This window comes from Sphingosinicella flava (assembly GCF_016025255.1).
In the GTDB taxonomy this organism is placed as follows: Bacteria; Pseudomonadota; Alphaproteobacteria; order Sphingomonadales; family Sphingomonadaceae; genus Allosphingosinicella; species Allosphingosinicella flava.
The window spans coordinates 668,058-683,652 of sequence record NZ_CP065592.1; the positions used below are offsets into that span (position 1 = coordinate 668,058).

At 63.2% G+C, this 15,595-nt stretch carries 17 protein-coding genes and 2 tRNA genes; 10 read left to right on the forward strand and 9 right to left on the reverse strand.

The annotated features are described in order from the left end of the window. Window positions 1–73: 73 nt before the first annotated feature. A complete protein-coding gene (gene yaaA / locus IC614_RS03515) occupies window positions 74–826 on the reverse strand; it encodes a peroxide stress protein YaaA (RefSeq protein WP_200972366.1) in 753 nt (250 codons plus the stop codon). A 166-nt stretch (window positions 827–992) separates the two neighbouring features. On the opposite strand from yaaA, the gene IC614_RS03520 reads away from it, so the two are divergent. The 4 genes from IC614_RS03520 to IC614_RS03535 all read left to right on the forward strand — a co-directional run bounded on the left by IC614_RS03520 (window position 993) and on the right by IC614_RS03535 (window position 3,135). Further along, window positions 993–2,231, forward strand: coding sequence for a tetratricopeptide repeat protein (locus IC614_RS03520; RefSeq protein ID WP_207791150.1), 1,239 nt, complete (start codon window positions 993–995; stop codon window positions 2,229–2,231). 109 nt (window positions 2,232–2,340) lie between these two features. After that, window positions 2,341–2,415: transfer RNA gene (locus tag IC614_RS03525), tRNA-Ile, on the forward strand. Between the two features lie 32 nt (window positions 2,416–2,447). Next, a tRNA-Pro gene (locus IC614_RS03530) sits at window positions 2,448–2,524 on the forward strand. 275 nt (window positions 2,525–2,799) lie between these two features. Beyond that, entirely contained in the window at window positions 2,800–3,135 is a 336-nt protein-coding gene (locus IC614_RS03535; RefSeq protein ID WP_200972370.1) for a hypothetical protein, read from the forward strand. Window positions 3,136–3,193: 58 nt separating this feature from the next. On the opposite strand, the gene pyrC is transcribed toward IC614_RS03535, so the two are convergent. Both pyrC and IC614_RS03545 read right to left on the reverse strand, forming a co-directional pair. Next, window positions 3,194–4,261: a dihydroorotase gene (gene pyrC, locus IC614_RS03540; protein ID WP_200972372.1), complete on the reverse strand. Its 1,068-nt coding sequence runs from the start codon at window positions 4,259–4,261 to the stop codon at window positions 3,194–3,196. 96 nt (window positions 4,262–4,357) lie between these two features. Beyond that, complete coding sequence (locus tag IC614_RS03545; protein WP_200972374.1) at window positions 4,358–5,746, reverse strand: M20/M25/M40 family metallo-hydrolase; 1,389 nt, start codon at window positions 5,744–5,746, stop codon at window positions 4,358–4,360. A gap of 124 nt (window positions 5,747–5,870) precedes the next feature. Between IC614_RS03545 and ettA the strand changes: the two genes are divergently transcribed. Further along, window positions 5,871–7,550 carry an energy-dependent translational throttle protein EttA gene (gene ettA, locus IC614_RS03550; RefSeq protein ID WP_200972376.1) on the forward strand — a complete coding sequence of 560 codons (1,680 nt, stop codon included), beginning with the start codon at window positions 5,871–5,873 and terminating at the stop codon, window positions 7,548–7,550. A 6-nt stretch (window positions 7,551–7,556) separates the two neighbouring features. On the opposite strand, the gene IC614_RS03555 is transcribed toward ettA, so the two are convergent. Both IC614_RS03555 and IC614_RS03560 read right to left on the reverse strand, forming a co-directional pair. Beyond that, window positions 7,557–8,348: a DODA-type extradiol aromatic ring-opening family dioxygenase gene (locus IC614_RS03555; protein WP_200972378.1), complete on the reverse strand. Its 792-nt coding sequence runs from the start codon at window positions 8,346–8,348 to the stop codon at window positions 7,557–7,559. 119 nt (window positions 8,349–8,467) lie between these two features. Further along, window positions 8,468–9,700 (reverse strand): sensor histidine kinase, encoded by a 1,233-nt coding sequence (locus IC614_RS03560; RefSeq protein ID WP_207791151.1) that lies wholly within the window; start codon window positions 9,698–9,700, stop codon window positions 8,468–8,470. 94 nt (window positions 9,701–9,794) lie between these two features. Here IC614_RS03560 and IC614_RS03565 point away from each other — a divergent pair, with 94 nt between their 5' ends. Together IC614_RS03565 and IC614_RS03570 are read left to right on the forward strand one after the other, a co-directional pair. Continuing rightward, window positions 9,795–10,373, forward strand: coding sequence for a CAP domain-containing protein (locus tag IC614_RS03565; protein ID WP_200972382.1), 579 nt, complete (start codon window positions 9,795–9,797; stop codon window positions 10,371–10,373). A 49-nt stretch (window positions 10,374–10,422) separates the two neighbouring features. Next, window positions 10,423–10,710, forward strand: a complete 288-nt coding sequence (locus IC614_RS03570) for a hypothetical protein (RefSeq protein WP_200972384.1) — start codon at window positions 10,423–10,425, stop codon at window positions 10,708–10,710. Window positions 10,711–10,727: 17 nt separating this feature from the next. Here IC614_RS03570 and IC614_RS03575 read toward each other — a convergent pair whose 3' ends face one another. Next, window positions 10,728–11,360, reverse strand: a complete 633-nt coding sequence (locus IC614_RS03575; protein ID WP_200972385.1) for a carbonic anhydrase — start codon at window positions 11,358–11,360, stop codon at window positions 10,728–10,730. A gap of 108 nt (window positions 11,361–11,468) precedes the next feature. Here IC614_RS03575 and IC614_RS03580 point away from each other — a divergent pair, with 108 nt between their 5' ends. From IC614_RS03580 to IC614_RS03590, 3 genes are read left to right on the forward strand one after another with little or no spacing between them, the layout of a single operon-like run. Continuing rightward, window positions 11,469–11,972, forward strand: a complete 504-nt coding sequence (locus IC614_RS03580; protein ID WP_200972387.1) for a hypothetical protein — start codon at window positions 11,469–11,471, stop codon at window positions 11,970–11,972. A gap of 51 nt (window positions 11,973–12,023) precedes the next feature. Next, window positions 12,024–12,944 carry a lipoyl synthase gene (gene lipA, locus IC614_RS03585; protein ID WP_200972396.1) on the forward strand — a complete coding sequence of 307 codons (921 nt, stop codon included), beginning with the start codon at window positions 12,024–12,026 and terminating at the stop codon, window positions 12,942–12,944. 4 nt (window positions 12,945–12,948) lie between these two features. Further along, window positions 12,949–13,431, forward strand: coding sequence for a type II toxin-antitoxin system RatA family toxin (locus IC614_RS03590; protein ID WP_200972398.1), 483 nt, complete (start codon window positions 12,949–12,951; stop codon window positions 13,429–13,431). On the opposite strand, the gene IC614_RS03595 is transcribed toward IC614_RS03590, so the two are convergent. From IC614_RS03595 to IC614_RS03605, 3 genes are read right to left on the reverse strand one after another with little or no spacing between them, the layout of a single operon-like run. Beyond that, on the reverse strand, window positions 13,371–13,898 hold the full coding sequence (locus tag IC614_RS03595) for a CinA family protein (protein WP_200972400.1): 528 nt from the start codon (window positions 13,896–13,898) through the stop codon (window positions 13,371–13,373). The two genes, IC614_RS03590 and IC614_RS03595, sit on opposite strands and share 61 nt — an antisense overlap. Further along, on the reverse strand, window positions 13,895–14,407 hold the full coding sequence (locus IC614_RS03600) for a hypothetical protein (protein WP_200972401.1): 513 nt from the start codon (window positions 14,405–14,407) through the stop codon (window positions 13,895–13,897). Before IC614_RS03600 ends, IC614_RS03595 begins: the two co-directional genes overlap by 4 nt. Beyond that, entirely contained in the window at window positions 14,404–15,567 is a 1,164-nt protein-coding gene (locus IC614_RS03605; protein WP_200972402.1) for a bifunctional 2-C-methyl-D-erythritol 4-phosphate cytidylyltransferase/2-C-methyl-D-erythritol 2,4-cyclodiphosphate synthase, read from the reverse strand. The genes IC614_RS03600 and IC614_RS03605 overlap by 4 nt, the downstream gene beginning before the upstream one ends. Between the last annotated feature and the right edge of the window lie 28 nt (window positions 15,568–15,595).

The following is a 15,595-nucleotide window of genomic DNA, read 5'->3' on the forward strand; positions in this document are numbered from 1 at the left end:
CGCATGGGATGACCGAACTCTAGCGAAGGAAAAGGGCGGACGCCACCCCGTGCGCGCACGCACGCGCGAGGGCTTAGCGCCGGGTGAAGCGCCAACGATCGGCGTCAGACCCCTCCGCATCGAAACGATAGCCGTCGCTGTCGAAGTTCTTAAGGCTTTCCGCGTCGGTCAGCCGGTGTTCGCAAATATAGCGGGCCATCATGCCCCGCGCCCGCTTCGCGGCGAACGTGTTGAAGCGCGGCCCATTCGGACCGTCCTCCCTGAAATCGATCTCGATCACCCGAACGTCGGACGGCAGCTTCCCGTCGACGGCCGCCCAATATTCCTTGCTGGCAAGGTTGACGATCGGCCCGCCGCCTTGGTCGAGTGCGCGGCAGAGGGCGGCGGCGATCCGGTCCTGCCAAAATCCGTACAGATTGCCGCGCGCGGGCGCCCAGCGCGTTCCCATTTCCAGCCGGTAGGGCCGGATGGCGTCGAGAGGGCGAAGCAGGCCGTACAGGCCCGACAGGATCCGCAAGTGATCCTGCGCGAAGGTTATCGCTTCGGCGTCCAGACTGTGGACCTCGAAACCGGCATAGACGTCGCCGGCGAAGGCATAGATGGCCTGGCGTTCCGGCAGGACGTCGAACGTCCGGAACCGCTCGACGTTGAGCGCGGCGAGCTTGTCGGAAATATGCATCAGCCCCGACAGTTTCTTTTTCGACAGCCGGGCGGCTGCCTTGGCGATGCGCGCGGCGTCGTCTCGGAAATCGGGATTGGTGGCGGGGAGGGGCGGAACCGGGCGCGCATAATCGAGCGTCTTGGCGGGCGAAATCACGGCAAGCATTCCGCCCGGTAGCCAGCGGCCGGGACGCGGTCAATTCGCCCTTGCGCCACCCCAATTCAACGCGGGTTCAGCCGGACGATCTAGAAAGCGTCGGGGAAAGGCAGTAAGTGCCGCATCCTTGACCGTTCAATCCGGCGTGCATGCGCGGGCCGGCAGGAGGAAATTCGTGAAATCCATTTCCAAATTCGCCCTTGGCATGACTTTTTTCCTGGTGGGCGTTTCCCCCGCCGCGATGGCGGCCGTCCAGCAGCAACAGGCTCCGGCTCCGGCGCGGGAGTATAAGCTCAGCAAGGAAGAACGGAATGGCCTCGCCCCGCTTCAGGCGGCGGTGAACGCCAAGGATACGGCCGCCGCGACCGCCGCCCTCCCGGCCGCTCAGGCCGCGGCAAAGGGGGCGGACGCGCAATATGTCCTCGGCCAATTGATGCTGAAGCTCGGCATCGACAGCAATAATGAGGCGATCCAGCGTCAGGCGATCGATCGCCTGCTCGCGACGGCCAGTACGCCGCAAAAGGATCTGTCCACCCTGTATCTCAATCAGGCGGCTCTCGCGGACCGCGCGGGCGACCGCAAGACGGCGGAAAATGCGCTGACCAAAGCAGCACAGATTTCGCCGAACGATCCCGATGTTCTCCTCTCCCTCGCCGAGCTCAAGGTGGACGGCAAGAAGGGCGCTGAGGCGGTCGATCTCATCTCCCGTGCCATCGACATGCGCAAAGCCGCGGGGCAGCCGGTTCCGGACACCTGGTACAAGCGCGCCCTTTCGCTCGCCTTCCAGAACAAGATGGCGCCGCAGAGCGTGGCGCTCGGCAAGGCCCTCGTCGCCGCTTATCCCACGCCCACCAATTGGCGCGATGCCCTGCTCATCTATCGCGACAGCTCGACGCTCGACGCGCAGGCGCAGCTCGATCTTTTCCGCCTGATGCGCGCCGCCAAGGGGCTGACGGGGGAACGGGATTATTTCCGCTTCGCCGATCAATTGAAAAGCGGCGGTTTCCCGGGCGAAAGTAAAGCTGTCCTCGATGAAGGCGTCGCCGCGCGCCATGTCGATGCCGCGAAATCGCCGTTCAAGGAACTGATCGCTGCGAACACTGTCCAGATGAAGGGGGATCGCGAGTCGCTGGGCGGCCTCGAAACCAAGGCTTTGGCATCCGGCACGGGCCAGATGGCCCTCAGCACCGCCGACGCTTATTATGGTTATGGCGATTATGCGAAAGCCGCCGCCCTTTATCGGGCTGCCCTTCAGAAGGGCGGCGTGGACGCCAATCTGGTGAACACCCGCCTCGGCGCGGCGCTCGCCCAATCGGGGCAGAAAGTGGAGGCGGAAGCGGCGCTGAAAGCAGTGCAGGGTCCGCGCGCCGATATCGCCGCTTTCTGGATGGCCTGGCTCAACCAGCGCGGCTGATCCGATTGCATGGGTGAGGAAGGGCGCCGGGTCACGGCACCCTTTCCGCCCCGGATGCCGCGTAAAGCCCTTGCCAATCGCCGATACGCTCCCTATCGCGGCGCCGCGTGGGCCTGTAGCTCAATGGTAGAGCCGGCCGCTCATAACGGCTAGGTTGCGGGTTCGAATCCTGCCGGGCCCACCATTGCCTTCGCCGCAAGGTCGGGCCGACATGATCGGGGAGTAGCGCAGTCTGGTAGCGCATCTGCTTTGGGAGCAGAGGGTCGCAGGTTCGAATCCTGTCTCCCCGACCATTTTTCCCTCGTAAAGGAGGGGTAAAGCACCCCACGCTAGGGCGACGGTCTTCTTCTGTATACGCCATGCTATACAGGGGTAGCAGCTCCGAGCCAACGGCTCCGAAGCTAGGTTCGGCGGGGTCGGCGGTGATGATGGCCCGAAGTTCGATGCGAGGCGAGTAGGGACGGTCGCAGCAGCTCCCCTCATCGAACAAACGCGGACGCACGCGGCCCAACCGCTCGACCTCTCGAGTCACCAATTCCGGCGCGAACCTCACCGGCGCAGGAGGCTAGTGGGGCTCGGCCCCCGCGGCAGTGAAGTTCAGGAGCTCGGACGCCTTGCCTGTTCCTGGCGGCTCCATGCCGGTCAGGACGCCATCATCGCCGCGGATTTTTACTGCACGAAAGGCGGGGCGTCGTTGCGCAACGTCAATGGCAGCTTCTACGATTTCACCGCCCGGCACTCTACGGGGACGAGCGCCGCGACGCTATCGGAAGGTCCGGACGAATGGGGCGGCCGCGCAGCCGCCGCCTGGGCGAGCGGCCTGGCCCAATCACCGCATTTCGATCCTTCAGCCGAGCAATTCCTGCGCCCGGCGGAAATATTGGACCTGGTGTACCGGCGATGAAGGAGTACGGCGCCGCTGCAAGTGCCGTCGCGCATTAAAATCGGAGCATAGCGGCCGATTATCCGGCGATCCCGTCAAAGCGCCATTTCAGGGTGGCGCCGGCATGATAGGGGACGATCCGCTGGTTTCCGGTTTCGAGGAGGGCGGGCACTGCCCAATCCTGCTTAACCAGCCTGATCCATCTTTCATTGCGGGGGCGGCCGTAAAAATCGGGTCCATGTTCGGAGGCGAAACCCTCCAACCGGTCGAGGGCGTTTTCCTCTTCAAAAACGGTCGCATAGCTTTCCATCGCTACCGGCGCGTTGAAGATACCGGCGCAACCGCAGGACGATTCCTTGGCGGAAACCTCATGCGGCGCGGAATCGGTGCCGAGGAAGAATTTGGGCGAGCCGGATGTCGCAGCCTTACGGAGCGCCAAGCGATGCCGCTCCCGTTTGGCGACGGGCAGGCAATAAGCGTGGGGCCGGATGCCTCCTGCGAACATCGCGTTGCGGTTGATCTGCAGGTGATGGGGCGTGATCGTCGCGGCGAGGTTGGGCGGCCCGCTCTCCACGAAATCGGCCGCTTCCGCTGTGGTGATATGCTCGAACACCACCTTCAGCGTCGGGAAATCCCGCATCGCCGGTTGCATCACCCGGTCGATGAACACCTTTTCCCTGTCAAAGACATCGACGTCCGGATCGGTAACTTCGCCATGAATTAAAAGCGGCATGCCGATGCGCTGCATGCGTTCGAGAACGGGATAAATCGCATTGATGTTCGTCACGCCCTGCGCCGAATTGGTCGTCGCGTGGGCGGGATAGAGCTTGCAGGCGGTCACGATCCCGTCCGCGAAGCCCGCCTCGATGTCATCCGGATCGGAATTATCGGTGAGATAGAGGGTCATCAGCGGCTCAAACGAAAGGCCTTCCGGCACCGCAGCCAGGATCCGCGCCCGGTACGCATCGGCGGCGGATGCGGTGGTGACGGGCGGTGCCAGGTTCGGCATGATGATCGCCCGGGCGAACTGCCGCGCCGTATGGCCCGCGACCGCATGCAGCATGCCGCCATCGCGTAGGTGGACATGCCAATCGTCCGGCTGTCTCAGGACGAGGATATCGCCCTGGGAGGCGCTGTAGACCGGCATTAGCGGCGATGCCCCAACGGATCGATAGCGAGGAGGAAATGGCGGCGATCCTGGCGCGCGCGAAGCGGCCATTCGTCCATGCGGCCGTTCACGGGCTTATCGCTGCACGGGCGGCATCGGCCCGAATTCGACAGCCGCATTCGACGTCAGCGACAGCATGGCCGTCCAGGCGGCGACATTCTGGCGCAGTTGCTCCGGATCGATCTTGTCGAGCGTATCGTCGGGCGTGTGATGAATGTCGAAATAGCGCGTACCGTCCTGTTGCAGCTCCATCGTCGGCACGCCGCTGGCCGCCATGGGGCCGATGTCGGATCCGCCCGCCTGATCGGTGAAGCCTTGGGCGATGCCGAGAGGGGCGAGGGCGCGGGCGATATCCTGCACGACCGGCTGTGCCGTCTGTGCGACGCGACTGTCGAAACGCCAGACGCGATCCGCGCCGAAATCGCTCTCGGCGATCACCGCATGCTCGTTAGGATGCTTGCGCATATAATCCAGACCGCCGAACAGGCCCACTTCCTCCGCACCGAACCAGACGACGCGGATCGTGCGAAGCGGCTGGCCATGGTCCATGACGCGCTTCGCCGCCGCGGCGGTAATACCGCAACCCGCGGCATCGTCGAACGCGCCAGTCGCCAAATCCCAGCTGTCGAGGTGGCAGGCGGCAAGCACCACCGGCGCCTTGGGGTCTCGGCCCGGCACTTCGGCGATGACGTTGCCGGATTGTTGAATACCGATGTTGCGCGGCGTCAGCGTCAGATGCATCGTGACCGGCCTGTTGCCGGCCCGCTTCAAGATGCGCTGCAGCTGCTCCGCATCGGGGATGGAGAGGGCCGCGGCCGGAATCGGCGTCACGCCCTCCGCCCAGCTTTGGACGCCGGTATGCGGGTTGCGGTGATGATCGGTGCCGATCGATCGGATGACGATCGCCGCCGCCCCCTTGCGGCTGGCGATGGACGGGCCTTGCCGCCGGGCGGCGCCGTAATAGCCGTAGCCCGAGCCGTCCTGCGTCGGCACCATGCCATGGCTCACGAACACGATCTTGCCCTTGACCAGCGCGTCGTGAGCCGCCTGGAATTCCGCGAGGCTGTCGAACCCGATCACCTCGGCGCGAAGGCCCTCCGGCGGGGTGGCTCCGCTATTGCCGAGCGCCGCCAGAGTCAATTTCTGGGGGAAGGGGGCGACGATCTCCGCTTTCTCCTCGCCACGCACCCAGACCGGCATGTCGAACGTTTCGACGCGCACATTCTTGAAGCCCAGGCTCTTCAGTTTGGCCACCGCCCAATCGCGGGCGCGGGCTTCCGCTTCGGTTCCCGCCATGCGCTGGCCGACTTCGGTAGTGAGGCCTTCGGTGATGTCGAACGCCACATCGTCCTTCAGCGCCGCGTCGCGCAGCATTTCGGCCGTCTTGAGCGGCGTCGCCGGCGTGACGGCGACCGCGGTGGAAGAGAGGAGGGCGAGGGCGGCGATGAAGATCGGTTTTTTCATGCCGTTTGCCTATCCAACAATATCGGGGAACGAAAGCCCCTGCTTGCGTTTGCCAATGCCGCGCCGACACACTAGGTAGGCGCCCGAAACTTCCGTCCATTTCCATCCGGAGAAAGCCGCCGCCATGGCCGCACAATATGCATATGTCATGAAAGGCCTGACCAAGACCTTTCCGGGCGCGCCCAAGCCCACGCTCAATAACATCAACCTGCAATTCTATCAGGATGCGAAGATCGGAATCGTCGGCCCGAACGGCACCGGCAAATCGACCCTGATGAAGATCATGGCGGGCCGCGACACCGAATTTACCGGCGAGGCCTGGCCGGGCGAGGGGATCACCGTCGGCTATCTTGAACAGGAACCGCAGCTCGATCCGACCAAGACGGTGAAGGAAAACGTCATGGACGGCGTCCGCCCGGTCGCGGACCTCGTCGACCGCTTCAACGAAATCTCGACCCTGATGGCCGATCCGCCGGCCGATGCCGATTTCGACGCGCTGATGACGGAGATGGGCGAGCTCCAGGAAAAGATCGACGCGGTGGACGGCTGGACGCTCGACAACCAGCTTGAAATCGCGATGGACGCGCTACGTTGCCCGCCGGGCGATAGCAAAGTCGACAATCTGTCGGGTGGTGAAAAGCGGCGCGTCGCGCTGACCCGCCTGCTCCTCGAAAAGCCGGACATCCTTCTGCTCGACGAACCGACAAACCATCTCGATGCCGAAAGCGTCGCATGGCTGGAACGGCATCTGGTCGACTATAAGGGCAATGTCATCCTCGTCACCCACGACCGCTATTTCCTCGACAATGTCGTGAACTGGATTCTCGAATTGGATCGCGGCCGTTACTATGTCTACGAAGGAAACTATTCCACCTACTTGGAAAAGAAGGCAAAACGCCTTGAACAGGAGGAACGGGAAGACGCCGGCAAGCAAAAGGCGATTTCCGACGAACTCGAATGGATCCGGCGCAGTCCCAAGGCGCGGCAGGCCAAATCCAAGGCCCGTATCCGGGCGTTCGACGAATTGGTCGAGGCGCAGGAAAATCGCACGCCGGGCAAGGCGCAGATCCTCATTCAGGTGCCCGAGCGGCTTGGCGGCAAGGTGATCGAGGCGAAGGGTCTCACCAAGTCGTTCGGCGACAAATTGCTGTTCGAAAATCTCGACTTCACGCTGCCGCCCGGCGGGATCGTTGGGATCATCGGTCCGAACGGCGCGGGCAAGACCACCTTGTTCAAGCTCATCACGGGCGTCGAACAGCCCGATTCCGGCAGTATCGACATCGGCGACACGGTGCGCCTCGGCTATGTCGACCAGAGCCGCGACGCGCTCGATCCGGGCAAGAACGTGTGGGAGGAAGTATCGGACGGCCTCGACATCTTCAGTTTCGGCAAGCACGAAATCCCCAGCCGGGCCTATGTCGGCGCCTTCAACTTCAAGGGTTCGGACCAGCAGAAGAAAGTCGGCCAATTGTCCGGCGGCGAGCGCAATCGCGTCCACATGGCGAAGATGCTGAGGAAGGGCGGCAACGTCCTGCTGCTCGACGAGCCGACCAACGACCTCGACGTCGAAACCCTCCGCGCGCTCGAAGAGGCGCTCGAAAATTTCGCCGGCTGCGCCGTGGTCATCAGCCACGACCGCTTCTTCCTTGATCGTCTCGCGACGCACATCCTGGCATTCGAGGGCGACAGCCATGTCGAATGGTTCGAAGGAAATTTCGAAGCCTATGAGGAGGACAAGCGCCGCCGCATGGGCCCCGAAGCCGACCGGCCGCACCGGATGAGCTACAAGAAGCTGACCCGGTAAAGGATCCTACGCCCCGATTTCTCCAAAGGCGTAGACGTCCATCCTGAGAATGCCGTGAATCGTGCTGGCGTGGAGGCGCTTTGCCGCCGCGCCGCCGGCACCCATGGCGAGAAAAAGGGGAAGAAGATGCTCCTCGGTAGGGTGGTTGCGCGCCGCAGAAGGCGCGCGGCTGCGATAATCCAGGAGATCGGCCGTCCTCTGTTCTTGGATCGCCGCGTCCATCCAATGGGCGAATTCCGTTACCCAGACCGGCTCCGGCGCGTCGATGGCATGGGCATAATCGCGAAAACTCGACAAATCGTGCGTGAAGCTTCCCGATCCGACGATGAGAACGCCTTCCATGCGCAGGGGCGCAAGCAAACGGCCAAGGCGGAGATGATGCTCCGGACCAAGATGGGTCTGAACCGAAAGCTGCACCACCGGGATATCGGCATCGGGATATAACAAGCGGAGCGGAACCCAAGCGCCGTGGTCGAGGCCGCGCGTACGATCGGTGTCGACGGTGAGCCCGCCTGCCTCCAACAAAGCCCGCACGCGCGCGGCGAGATCGGCGGATCCCGGGGCAGGGTAAACGATGTCGTATAGCGCTTTGGGAAAGCCGTAAAAGTCATGGATCGTCTCGTTCACGGTGACCTCGTTCACCGTGGGGCGACGTGTCTCCCAATGGGCGGACACGACCAGGATCGCCTTCGGCCGCATGCGGAGAGCAGCGGCCAGGTTCTCAAGGAAATGGCGGGCAGGCACGTCCGTCAAAGGAAAAGTCGGCGCGCCATGGGAAACGAACAAAGCGGGTAACATGATCGGGCTCCATCAGTGTTCCCATCGAGATAAGGTTTAAACCGGTTTCATAAAGCTGAGGGAAAGGCATCGCGCCGTTTCGAAAATCGCAACGCATAATATGCGCTGGGCGCCTTGCCTTACGCGGCCAGGCCTTTTCGCTCGCTTGTCATCAAGGGCAGGCGAATTTCAAATGCTGCACCCTGTGCGACATGGGGATCGAGCGCGATCGAGCCGCCAAGAAGCTCGACGATGCTCTTGGTGATCGCAAGGCCGAGGCCCGTGCCCGGCTGACTGGTCTTTTCGCCTTGGGCGAAGCGCTCGAACAATCGCATGCGAAAGGCTTCGGGAATACCGGGGCCATCGTCCCGCACGACAATGCGCGCCTCACCCTCCTGCCCGCGAAGGTCGATATGAACTGTGCCGTGCGAAAATTTGGCGGCATTGGAGATCAAATTGGTGAGAGCCTGCAGCAACCTGTCGCCATCCGTTTGGATGATGACCGGGTCAGTTGGCAGGGACGGCAACAACACCGCTCCGAAACGGGTGGCGAAGGGCTCGTTCTGCGTGACCGCTTCCAGGATTAGGGCGCGAAGATCGGTTTCGGCCAGCGTGAAAGCGGCACGTCCGGAATCAAATTTGTCAATGTCGAGGAGATCGTTCACGAGCCGGGTCAAACGCTGCGCGTTCTTGGTGGCAATGGCGACGAGCCCGTGTGCCTTTTCCGGCAATTTTCCCGCGGCGCCACTGTCGAGGAGGCCTAGCGACCCCGCGATCGCGGTAAGCGGCGTGCGCAATTCGTGGCTGACGTTCGCGACCAATTCCTCTTTCAGCTGAATGATCGCGGCCAACTCCTTTCGCGCTCGTTCGGCGTCCGCTTCTGCGACGCTGCTGAAACCGATGGCGATCGGGCCAACCAGCAGGTGGGCGACCAGCATATCCTCGTCGCTGAACGCAGCGGGGCGGTCGGAATAATATTTCAGGACGCCCACGGTCTGCCCGCGGTGGGGAATGGGCACGACGATCATCGACCGCAGGCCAACCTTGCGGCAGGCCGCCTGGTTGACGCGCACATCCTGTTCCGAATCCACGCAGGACAATGGAGCGCCGGTCAGGATGCTCATGCCCGAAAGGCTGGCGTTGAGGGCAAGGCGTAGCCCGACAAGCCCGGCGGATGTGCCGCTGGCGGCGGCATAATAAAGCTGGTCGCCGTCGCGTAGCTCGACCACGGTTCCAGTCGCTTGCGGCATCGCGCCTTTGGCATCGACAATCGCCTGCATGACTGCCTGCAGGTTCCCGCCCGCCGCCGTCACGGCATGCTGCACGGCAATCAGCCCTTCGAACCGATCCACATCCATTGCCGGGGCCCTCATATCACGACAAGTCTCTTATAACCCTAACCTTCCAGCTTCCAAACCCTGCCGCCAGAGGCGGAACTTGCAGCCCGCCTGGTTCTTTTTGCGTCGCATGAGAACGAGAAACACCGTATCATTCCTTCTCGCGCTGGCCGCCTTACTTGGCGCCTGCTCGGCAGAACGCCCGCCCTGGGCGGATGGTGCGCTGGTGACGGAGCGCATACCCGTCGGCGGCGCGCCGCAACGCCTTGATAATCTCTCCGCTCGCATTCTCGTTCTCCACAATCGCGAACGGCAGGCTGCCGGTGTCGCGCCACTTGCGTGGGATAGGGCGCTCGCGATGTCGGCCGCCGCCTACGGGCCCAAGCTCGCTCGTATCGGGCAGCTCCGGCACTCGCCGGGTGCCGACCGGCCTGGACAAGGCGAGAATTTGTGGATGGGAACGCGCGACGCCTACTCGGTCGAGGAAATGATCGGCGGCTGGATCAACGAGAAGCGTATCTTCCGCCCGGGCCTTTTCCCGGATGACGTCAGCCGCAGCGGCAATTGGAGCGACGTCGCGCATTATACGCAAATGATCTGGCCCGCGACGACACGCATAGGCTGCGCGGTGCACAAGGCCGGGCAATGGGATTACCTTATCTGCCGTTATTCGCCTCCTGGGAACGTCGTCGGCCGCCGCGTGCCTTGATGGCGCTTTTGAGGCGGTTTAAGCGTCGAAGGAGGGGAGGGGTGCCGTCGTGACCACGATCATCATTATCATCATCATCGGCCTTGCCCTGCTGTTCGGGCTGTTCGCTTGGACCGGTGCCAGGTCGCAGCGCGTCTTTCGCGCGCCCGAAAAGCTCTCCGATGCCCAGCTTGAGGCGACGGTGAAACTGACAGGCCGGATCATGGAGATGACCAAGCCAGGCGCGCCGACTTGGGCACGGGCCGCCGCCAAATATCAGGCGGCGGTCAATGAACAGCTGCGTCGCCAGGGTAAGCCGCCGCTCGATGAGATCGAAATAGACGGGCTCATCCGTTAGCGTTTAAGCCGATCCAATCAGGCCGGGCTGAACCGTCCCGTCGTTTCATCCAGAACATGCAGCATGCCGTCTGCGATCGCGAAATAGGCGCCATGGATGGTCAGCCGCCCGGCCGCTTCACGTTCGGGAATGAATGGAAAGGTGCGAAGGTTGGCGATGCTGACCTTTACGGTTTCCAGCTCCAGCGCGCGGATCGCCTCCGGCCCCTCGCCATGCTCAGCCGCGATCCGGTCCCGCGCTTCGTCGAGCAGGTCGATCCAGTGCGCGATAAAGCCCCCATCGCCCGGTTCGGCGCCGTCGAAGCGGCGGGAGAGGGCGGCATGAACGCCGCCGCACGATCCATGGCCCATGACGACGATTTCTTCGACATTGAGCTGCGTCACCGCGAATTCGAGTGCCGCCGACACGCCGTGCCGTCCGCCTCCGGTCTCGAAAGGGGGTACGAGGTTCGCAACGTTGCGGACGACGAACATTTCGCCAGGGCTAGCGTCGAACAATTGGGACGGATCAACCCGGCTGTCGGAACAGGCGATGACCATGACCTTGGGGCTCTGGCCCTCGGCCAATTCCGCCCAGCGATCCCGCTCTTCACGATAACGCCCCTCCGTGAAACGATGATAACCAGCGATGAGTGCGTTGAAGTCGGCCATTATGCTCCTCTCGATCGGCCTCCCTTAGCGGCATGAACACTATTCACAAAGCATTCAGAGCCTTTCCCGCAGCAGCTTCGTTACGGGACAAGTGTATGGGAGGACAGGATGGGCGTTCGTGCGAAGGGTTGGTTATTGCTCCCCCTTCTTCTCACTGGCTGCATCAGCGGGCGAGGAATGGCGCCGAACCAGCCAGTAGCGGTACAGAGCATTCCTTCAGGGGCGACGGCCACTACAAATTATGGCAGCAGTTGCACTACGCCCTGCAGCCTGCGTCTGCCCAATGACGATGGCGGTACGATCTGGATCGCGAAAGATGGCTATGACACCGCCACAGTGGTCGTCGGCAGCCATGTCGATGCGAATGCCGTGGCACGGTCTCTATCCGAATTCGCCGATCCCACCGATGCGGCGATTGAGGTCGCGAGCGGCACTATATTAGGCGACGGGATGACAAGGCGCCTCGATAAGCGGGACGTGCGCGTTACCTTGACGCCGTCAGGCGCAATGGGTGCAACGAATGCTAAACCGATCGATCCCGGCGCACCCGGCACAGTTCAGCGCCTCTCGCCTGAGGAAATCGCGAAAGTGCAGTCGCCGCCGCTCGATTAAGCCTGATCGACAGGGGTGGCGAATAGAACGATCAGTCGCTATTTGCACGCCATGACCGAAGCGACAGCCTCCATCCGTCCGCCGCGCATTCGCAAGCCCGACTGGATCCGCGTCAAGGCGCCGACCAGCACCGGCTTCGCCGAAACGAAGAAACTGATGCGCAGCCTGAACCTCGCCACCGTGTGCGAGGAAGCGGCCTGCCCCAATATTGGCGAATGCTGGACGAAAAAGCATGCGACGGTGATGATTCTGGGCGACACTTGCACCAGGGCCTGCGCCTTCTGCAACGTGAAGACCGGCATGCCCCGCGCCGTGGATCCGCTCGAGCCGGAGCATGTCGCGACGGCCGCAGCCGAGCTTGGTCTTGAGCATATCGTCATCACCTCTGTCGATCGCGACGACCTGCCGGACGGCGGCGCAAGGCAGTTCGTGAAGGTAATCGAAGCGCTTCGCCGGAACACGCCGTCCACGACCATCGAGATTCTGACACCCGATTTCCGCAACAAGCCGGAAGCGGCCGTGGAAGCGATCGTCGCGGCACGGCCGGACGTCTACAACCACAACCTCGAAACCGTGCCGAGGCTCTATCCGACGATCCGTCCCGGTGCCCGTTATTATGCCTCGCTTCGCCTGCTCGAGAGCGTGAAGCGGCAGGATCCGACCATCTTCACCAAGTCCGGCGTCATGGTGGGCTTGGGCGAACAAAGGCTTGAAGTCCATCAAGTGATGGACGACATGCGCTCGGCCGACGTCGATTTCCTCACCATGGGTCAATATCTTCAGCCGACGCCGCGCCATGCGAAGGTGGAGGAGTTCGTGACGCCGCAGGCGTTCAGCGCCTATGCGGCCATCGCGCGGGCCAAGGGCTTCCTGCTCGTCGCCGCGAGCCCGCTGACCCGCTCCAGCTATCATGCGGGCGACGATTTCGCGAAGATGAAAGCGGCGCGAGAGGCGCAGCTGGCCAAGAAGTAAGCCGATGCCTCGCCATACCGAAAAGCGGAACCTGCCCTATACGCCCGATCAGATGTTCAATCTGGTAGCGGACGTCAAAAGCTATCAGGAGTTCCTGCCTTGGGTTGCGGCGGTCCGCATTCGATCCGACAGCGAGGCGGAGATGATCGCGGATCTCGTCGTCGGCTTTGCCGCCCTGAAGGAAACCTTCACGTCGCGGGTGCACAAGGAACGGCCCCGTGCCATAACCGTCGATTATGTCGAAGGTCCGCTCAAATTCCTGAAGAACGACTGGACCTTCACGCCGGATGGGAAGGGCGGCACGGATGTCGATTTCTGTGTCGACTTCGCTTTTAAATCCAGGATTTTCGAAACCTTGGCGGGACAGGTATTCGACCGTGCCTTGCGCCGCATGATCTTCGCGTTCGAGGAAAGGGCCGCGGCGCTTTACGGCGCGGACGGCAAGGCGCCGGGCATCAGCAGCTCCAGCGCGCACAGCGCCGCCTGAAGCCGCACTCCCGCGCGGCCAAGGTCGCCAAACTCCTGCTTGTCGGCGACCACTTCATCCGGCTCGCCGTCACGGCGGGCGCGGGCAAAGATGACGGTGCCGACCGGCTTTTTCTCGCTGCCGCCGCCCGGGCCGGCAATTCCAGTGATTGCGACCGCCGTGTCGGCGCCGCTCTTCGCCAACGCGCCCTGCGCCATGCTCCACGCCGTCGCGACCGACACGGCGCCGAACGTCGACAGCACATCTTCACTGACGCCGAGCATCTCCATCTTGGCGTCATTGGAATAGGTGACGAAGCCAGCCTGAAATATGTCGGACGATCCGGCAATTTCAGTGAGCGCCGCGCTCACCAGACCGCCGGTGCAGCTTTCAGCGACCGCGATGCGGCGGCCCGCAGCGCGGTTCGCCTCCAGCACTTTGCGGGCCATGTCGACAAGCTCGGCCGGTAAGAGCGCGTCGCCGCTCATGCCGCTCTCGGACAGATACGGAACGGCGCGCGTTCGTCATTCTTCGCGCCGATTTCGATCAGCAGCGGGAAAAGCCGCCCGAAATTTTCAGCGGGAAGGGGAGCGACGGCGCCGAGCAATTCGCTCGCCGTGCCGCAATCCTTCGCTTCGATTTCCTTAAGTGCAATTCCGGTGACGGTCGCTTCGGCGGCCTTCCGGGTAAATTCTTCCCCGAACAGGCTCGGCAGCTTCTGCCCCTGCACCTTTTCGATCGCCGCCTTGGCGCGGGGCCAGCGCCCCTGATTGCTTTGGCGCAAGCGCTCCGAAAGCGCGCGATGGGGTCCGGCCAGGAAAGCGCCGCGCGGAAGCACGGCGCTGCATTTCCGTGCCGCGCCATCAATCAAGGCGGGCATGAAATAAGCGCCGAGGTCCGCCGCCTCGGCCTGGGCCAAGCACGGCTTGGCGGGAGGCGGCGAAAAGCCCGGCTGCTGCGTGAGCAAGGCTGCGGCGGCGATCAGCGCCTTCATCATCGGTCCTTTGGCATGCGAATGGTGGCCACGGCCTGGGCCGCGATGCCCTCGCCCCGGCCGGTAAAGCCCAGGCGTTCCGTGGTGGTCGCCTTGATGCTAACCCTCTGCAAGGGCAGCCGCAACAGATCTGCGACGACCCGCCGGATCCTGTCCCTGTGCGGGCCGATTTTCGGGGCTTCGCAGATGATGGTGATGTCGGCATGATCGATGATGCCGCCATTCGTCTCGATCAGGTGACGTGCATGCTCGACAAAGCGGCTGGACGCGGCGCCCTTCCATTGCGGGTCGCTCGGAGGAAAATGATCGCCGATATCCCCTTCGCCCGCAGCCCCGAGCAGGGCATCGGTCAATGCATGGAGCACGACATCGGCGTCGCTATGGCCAGCGAGACCGCGCGAATGCGGGATCACCACGCCGCCCAGCCACAATTCCTCATTTTCTGCAAAAGCATGAACATCGAAGCCCAGGCCGGTTCGGCTCAGCATTGCGGAGGAAAGCCGGGCCTCGGCTTGCGCAAAATCGCTGGCATAAGTGAGCTTTGCCAAGCCCTCATCTCCCTCGACCGTCGCCACCCTGTAACCCGCCGCGCGTGCGACCTGGGCATCGTCCGTGGCCTCCGCGCCGGCCCAGCGGCGATGCGCATCCAGTATCGCACCGAAGCGGAACGCTTGCGGAGTCTGCACCCGCACGATCTCATCGCGATTCACCGTGTCGCCCAGATCGTGCCCGCCGCGCGCCAGCGTGTCCACGACGGGCAGGACGGGCACGGCGCCGTCGCTGTCGTCAAGCGCGGCGAGAAGGCGATCCACGACCCCTCCGGAAAGAAAGGCGCGGGCGGCGTCGTGGATCAGAACGGTATCCACGCCGCCCTCCAGAGCCAATTGCTCCAACCCGTTGCGCACGGATTCCTGCCGCGTCGTCCCGCCGATAATCGGGGAGGGGAGGGAGCCGCTTCCTACAGCCTGCTCAAATAGCCCTTCATGGCCCGGCGCGATGACAATGCGTATGGCGTCGATCAGCGGGTGATCGAGGTGCGCCAATGCATGATTGAGCACCGGCTTGCCGCCAATCGTGCGATACTGCTTGGGCACATCGCTCCCCACGCGGCTGCCGCTGCCGGCCGCCACGACGAGTGCGATCGTCTTGCCCCTTTTGCTCATACCGGCGCCCTAGCCCAGCCCAGCCTTG

Coding starts and splice junctions, on each gene's coding strand:
- yaaA (WP_200972366.1), bottom strand. CDS start 826: ATGCTTGCCGTGATTTCGCCCGCCAAGACGCTCGATTATGCGCGCCCG.
- pyrC (WP_200972372.1), bottom strand. CDS start 4,261: ATGCCGGTCTACAGCGCCTCCCAGGGCGATATCCTCGTCCTGAGACAG.
- IC614_RS03545 (WP_200972374.1), bottom strand. CDS start 5,746: ATGAAAAAACCGATCTTCATCGCCGCCCTCGCCCTCCTCTCTTCCACC.
- ettA (WP_200972376.1), top strand. CDS start 5,871: ATGGCCGCACAATATGCATATGTCATGAAAGGCCTGACCAAGACCTTT.
- IC614_RS03555 (WP_200972378.1), bottom strand. CDS start 8,348: ATGTTACCCGCTTTGTTCGTTTCCCATGGCGCGCCGACTTTTCCTTTG.
- IC614_RS03560 (WP_207791151.1), bottom strand. CDS start 9,700: ATGAGGGCCCCGGCAATGGATGTGGATCGGTTCGAAGGGCTGATTGCC.
- IC614_RS03565 (WP_200972382.1), top strand. CDS start 9,795: ATGAGAACGAGAAACACCGTATCATTCCTTCTCGCGCTGGCCGCCTTA.
- IC614_RS03575 (WP_200972385.1), bottom strand. CDS start 11,360: ATGGCCGACTTCAACGCACTCATCGCTGGTTATCATCGTTTCACGGAG.
- IC614_RS03580 (WP_200972387.1), top strand. CDS start 11,469: ATGGGCGTTCGTGCGAAGGGTTGGTTATTGCTCCCCCTTCTTCTCACT.
- lipA (WP_200972396.1), top strand. CDS start 12,024: ATGACCGAAGCGACAGCCTCCATCCGTCCGCCGCGCATTCGCAAGCCC.
- IC614_RS03590 (WP_200972398.1), top strand. CDS start 12,949: ATGCCTCGCCATACCGAAAAGCGGAACCTGCCCTATACGCCCGATCAG.
- IC614_RS03595 (WP_200972400.1), bottom strand. CDS start 13,898: ATGAGCGGCGACGCGCTCTTACCGGCCGAGCTTGTCGACATGGCCCGC.
- IC614_RS03600 (WP_200972401.1), bottom strand. CDS start 14,407: ATGATGAAGGCGCTGATCGCCGCCGCAGCCTTGCTCACGCAGCAGCCG.
- IC614_RS03605 (WP_200972402.1), bottom strand. CDS start 15,567: ATGAGCAAAAGGGGCAAGACGATCGCACTCGTCGTGGCGGCCGGCAGC.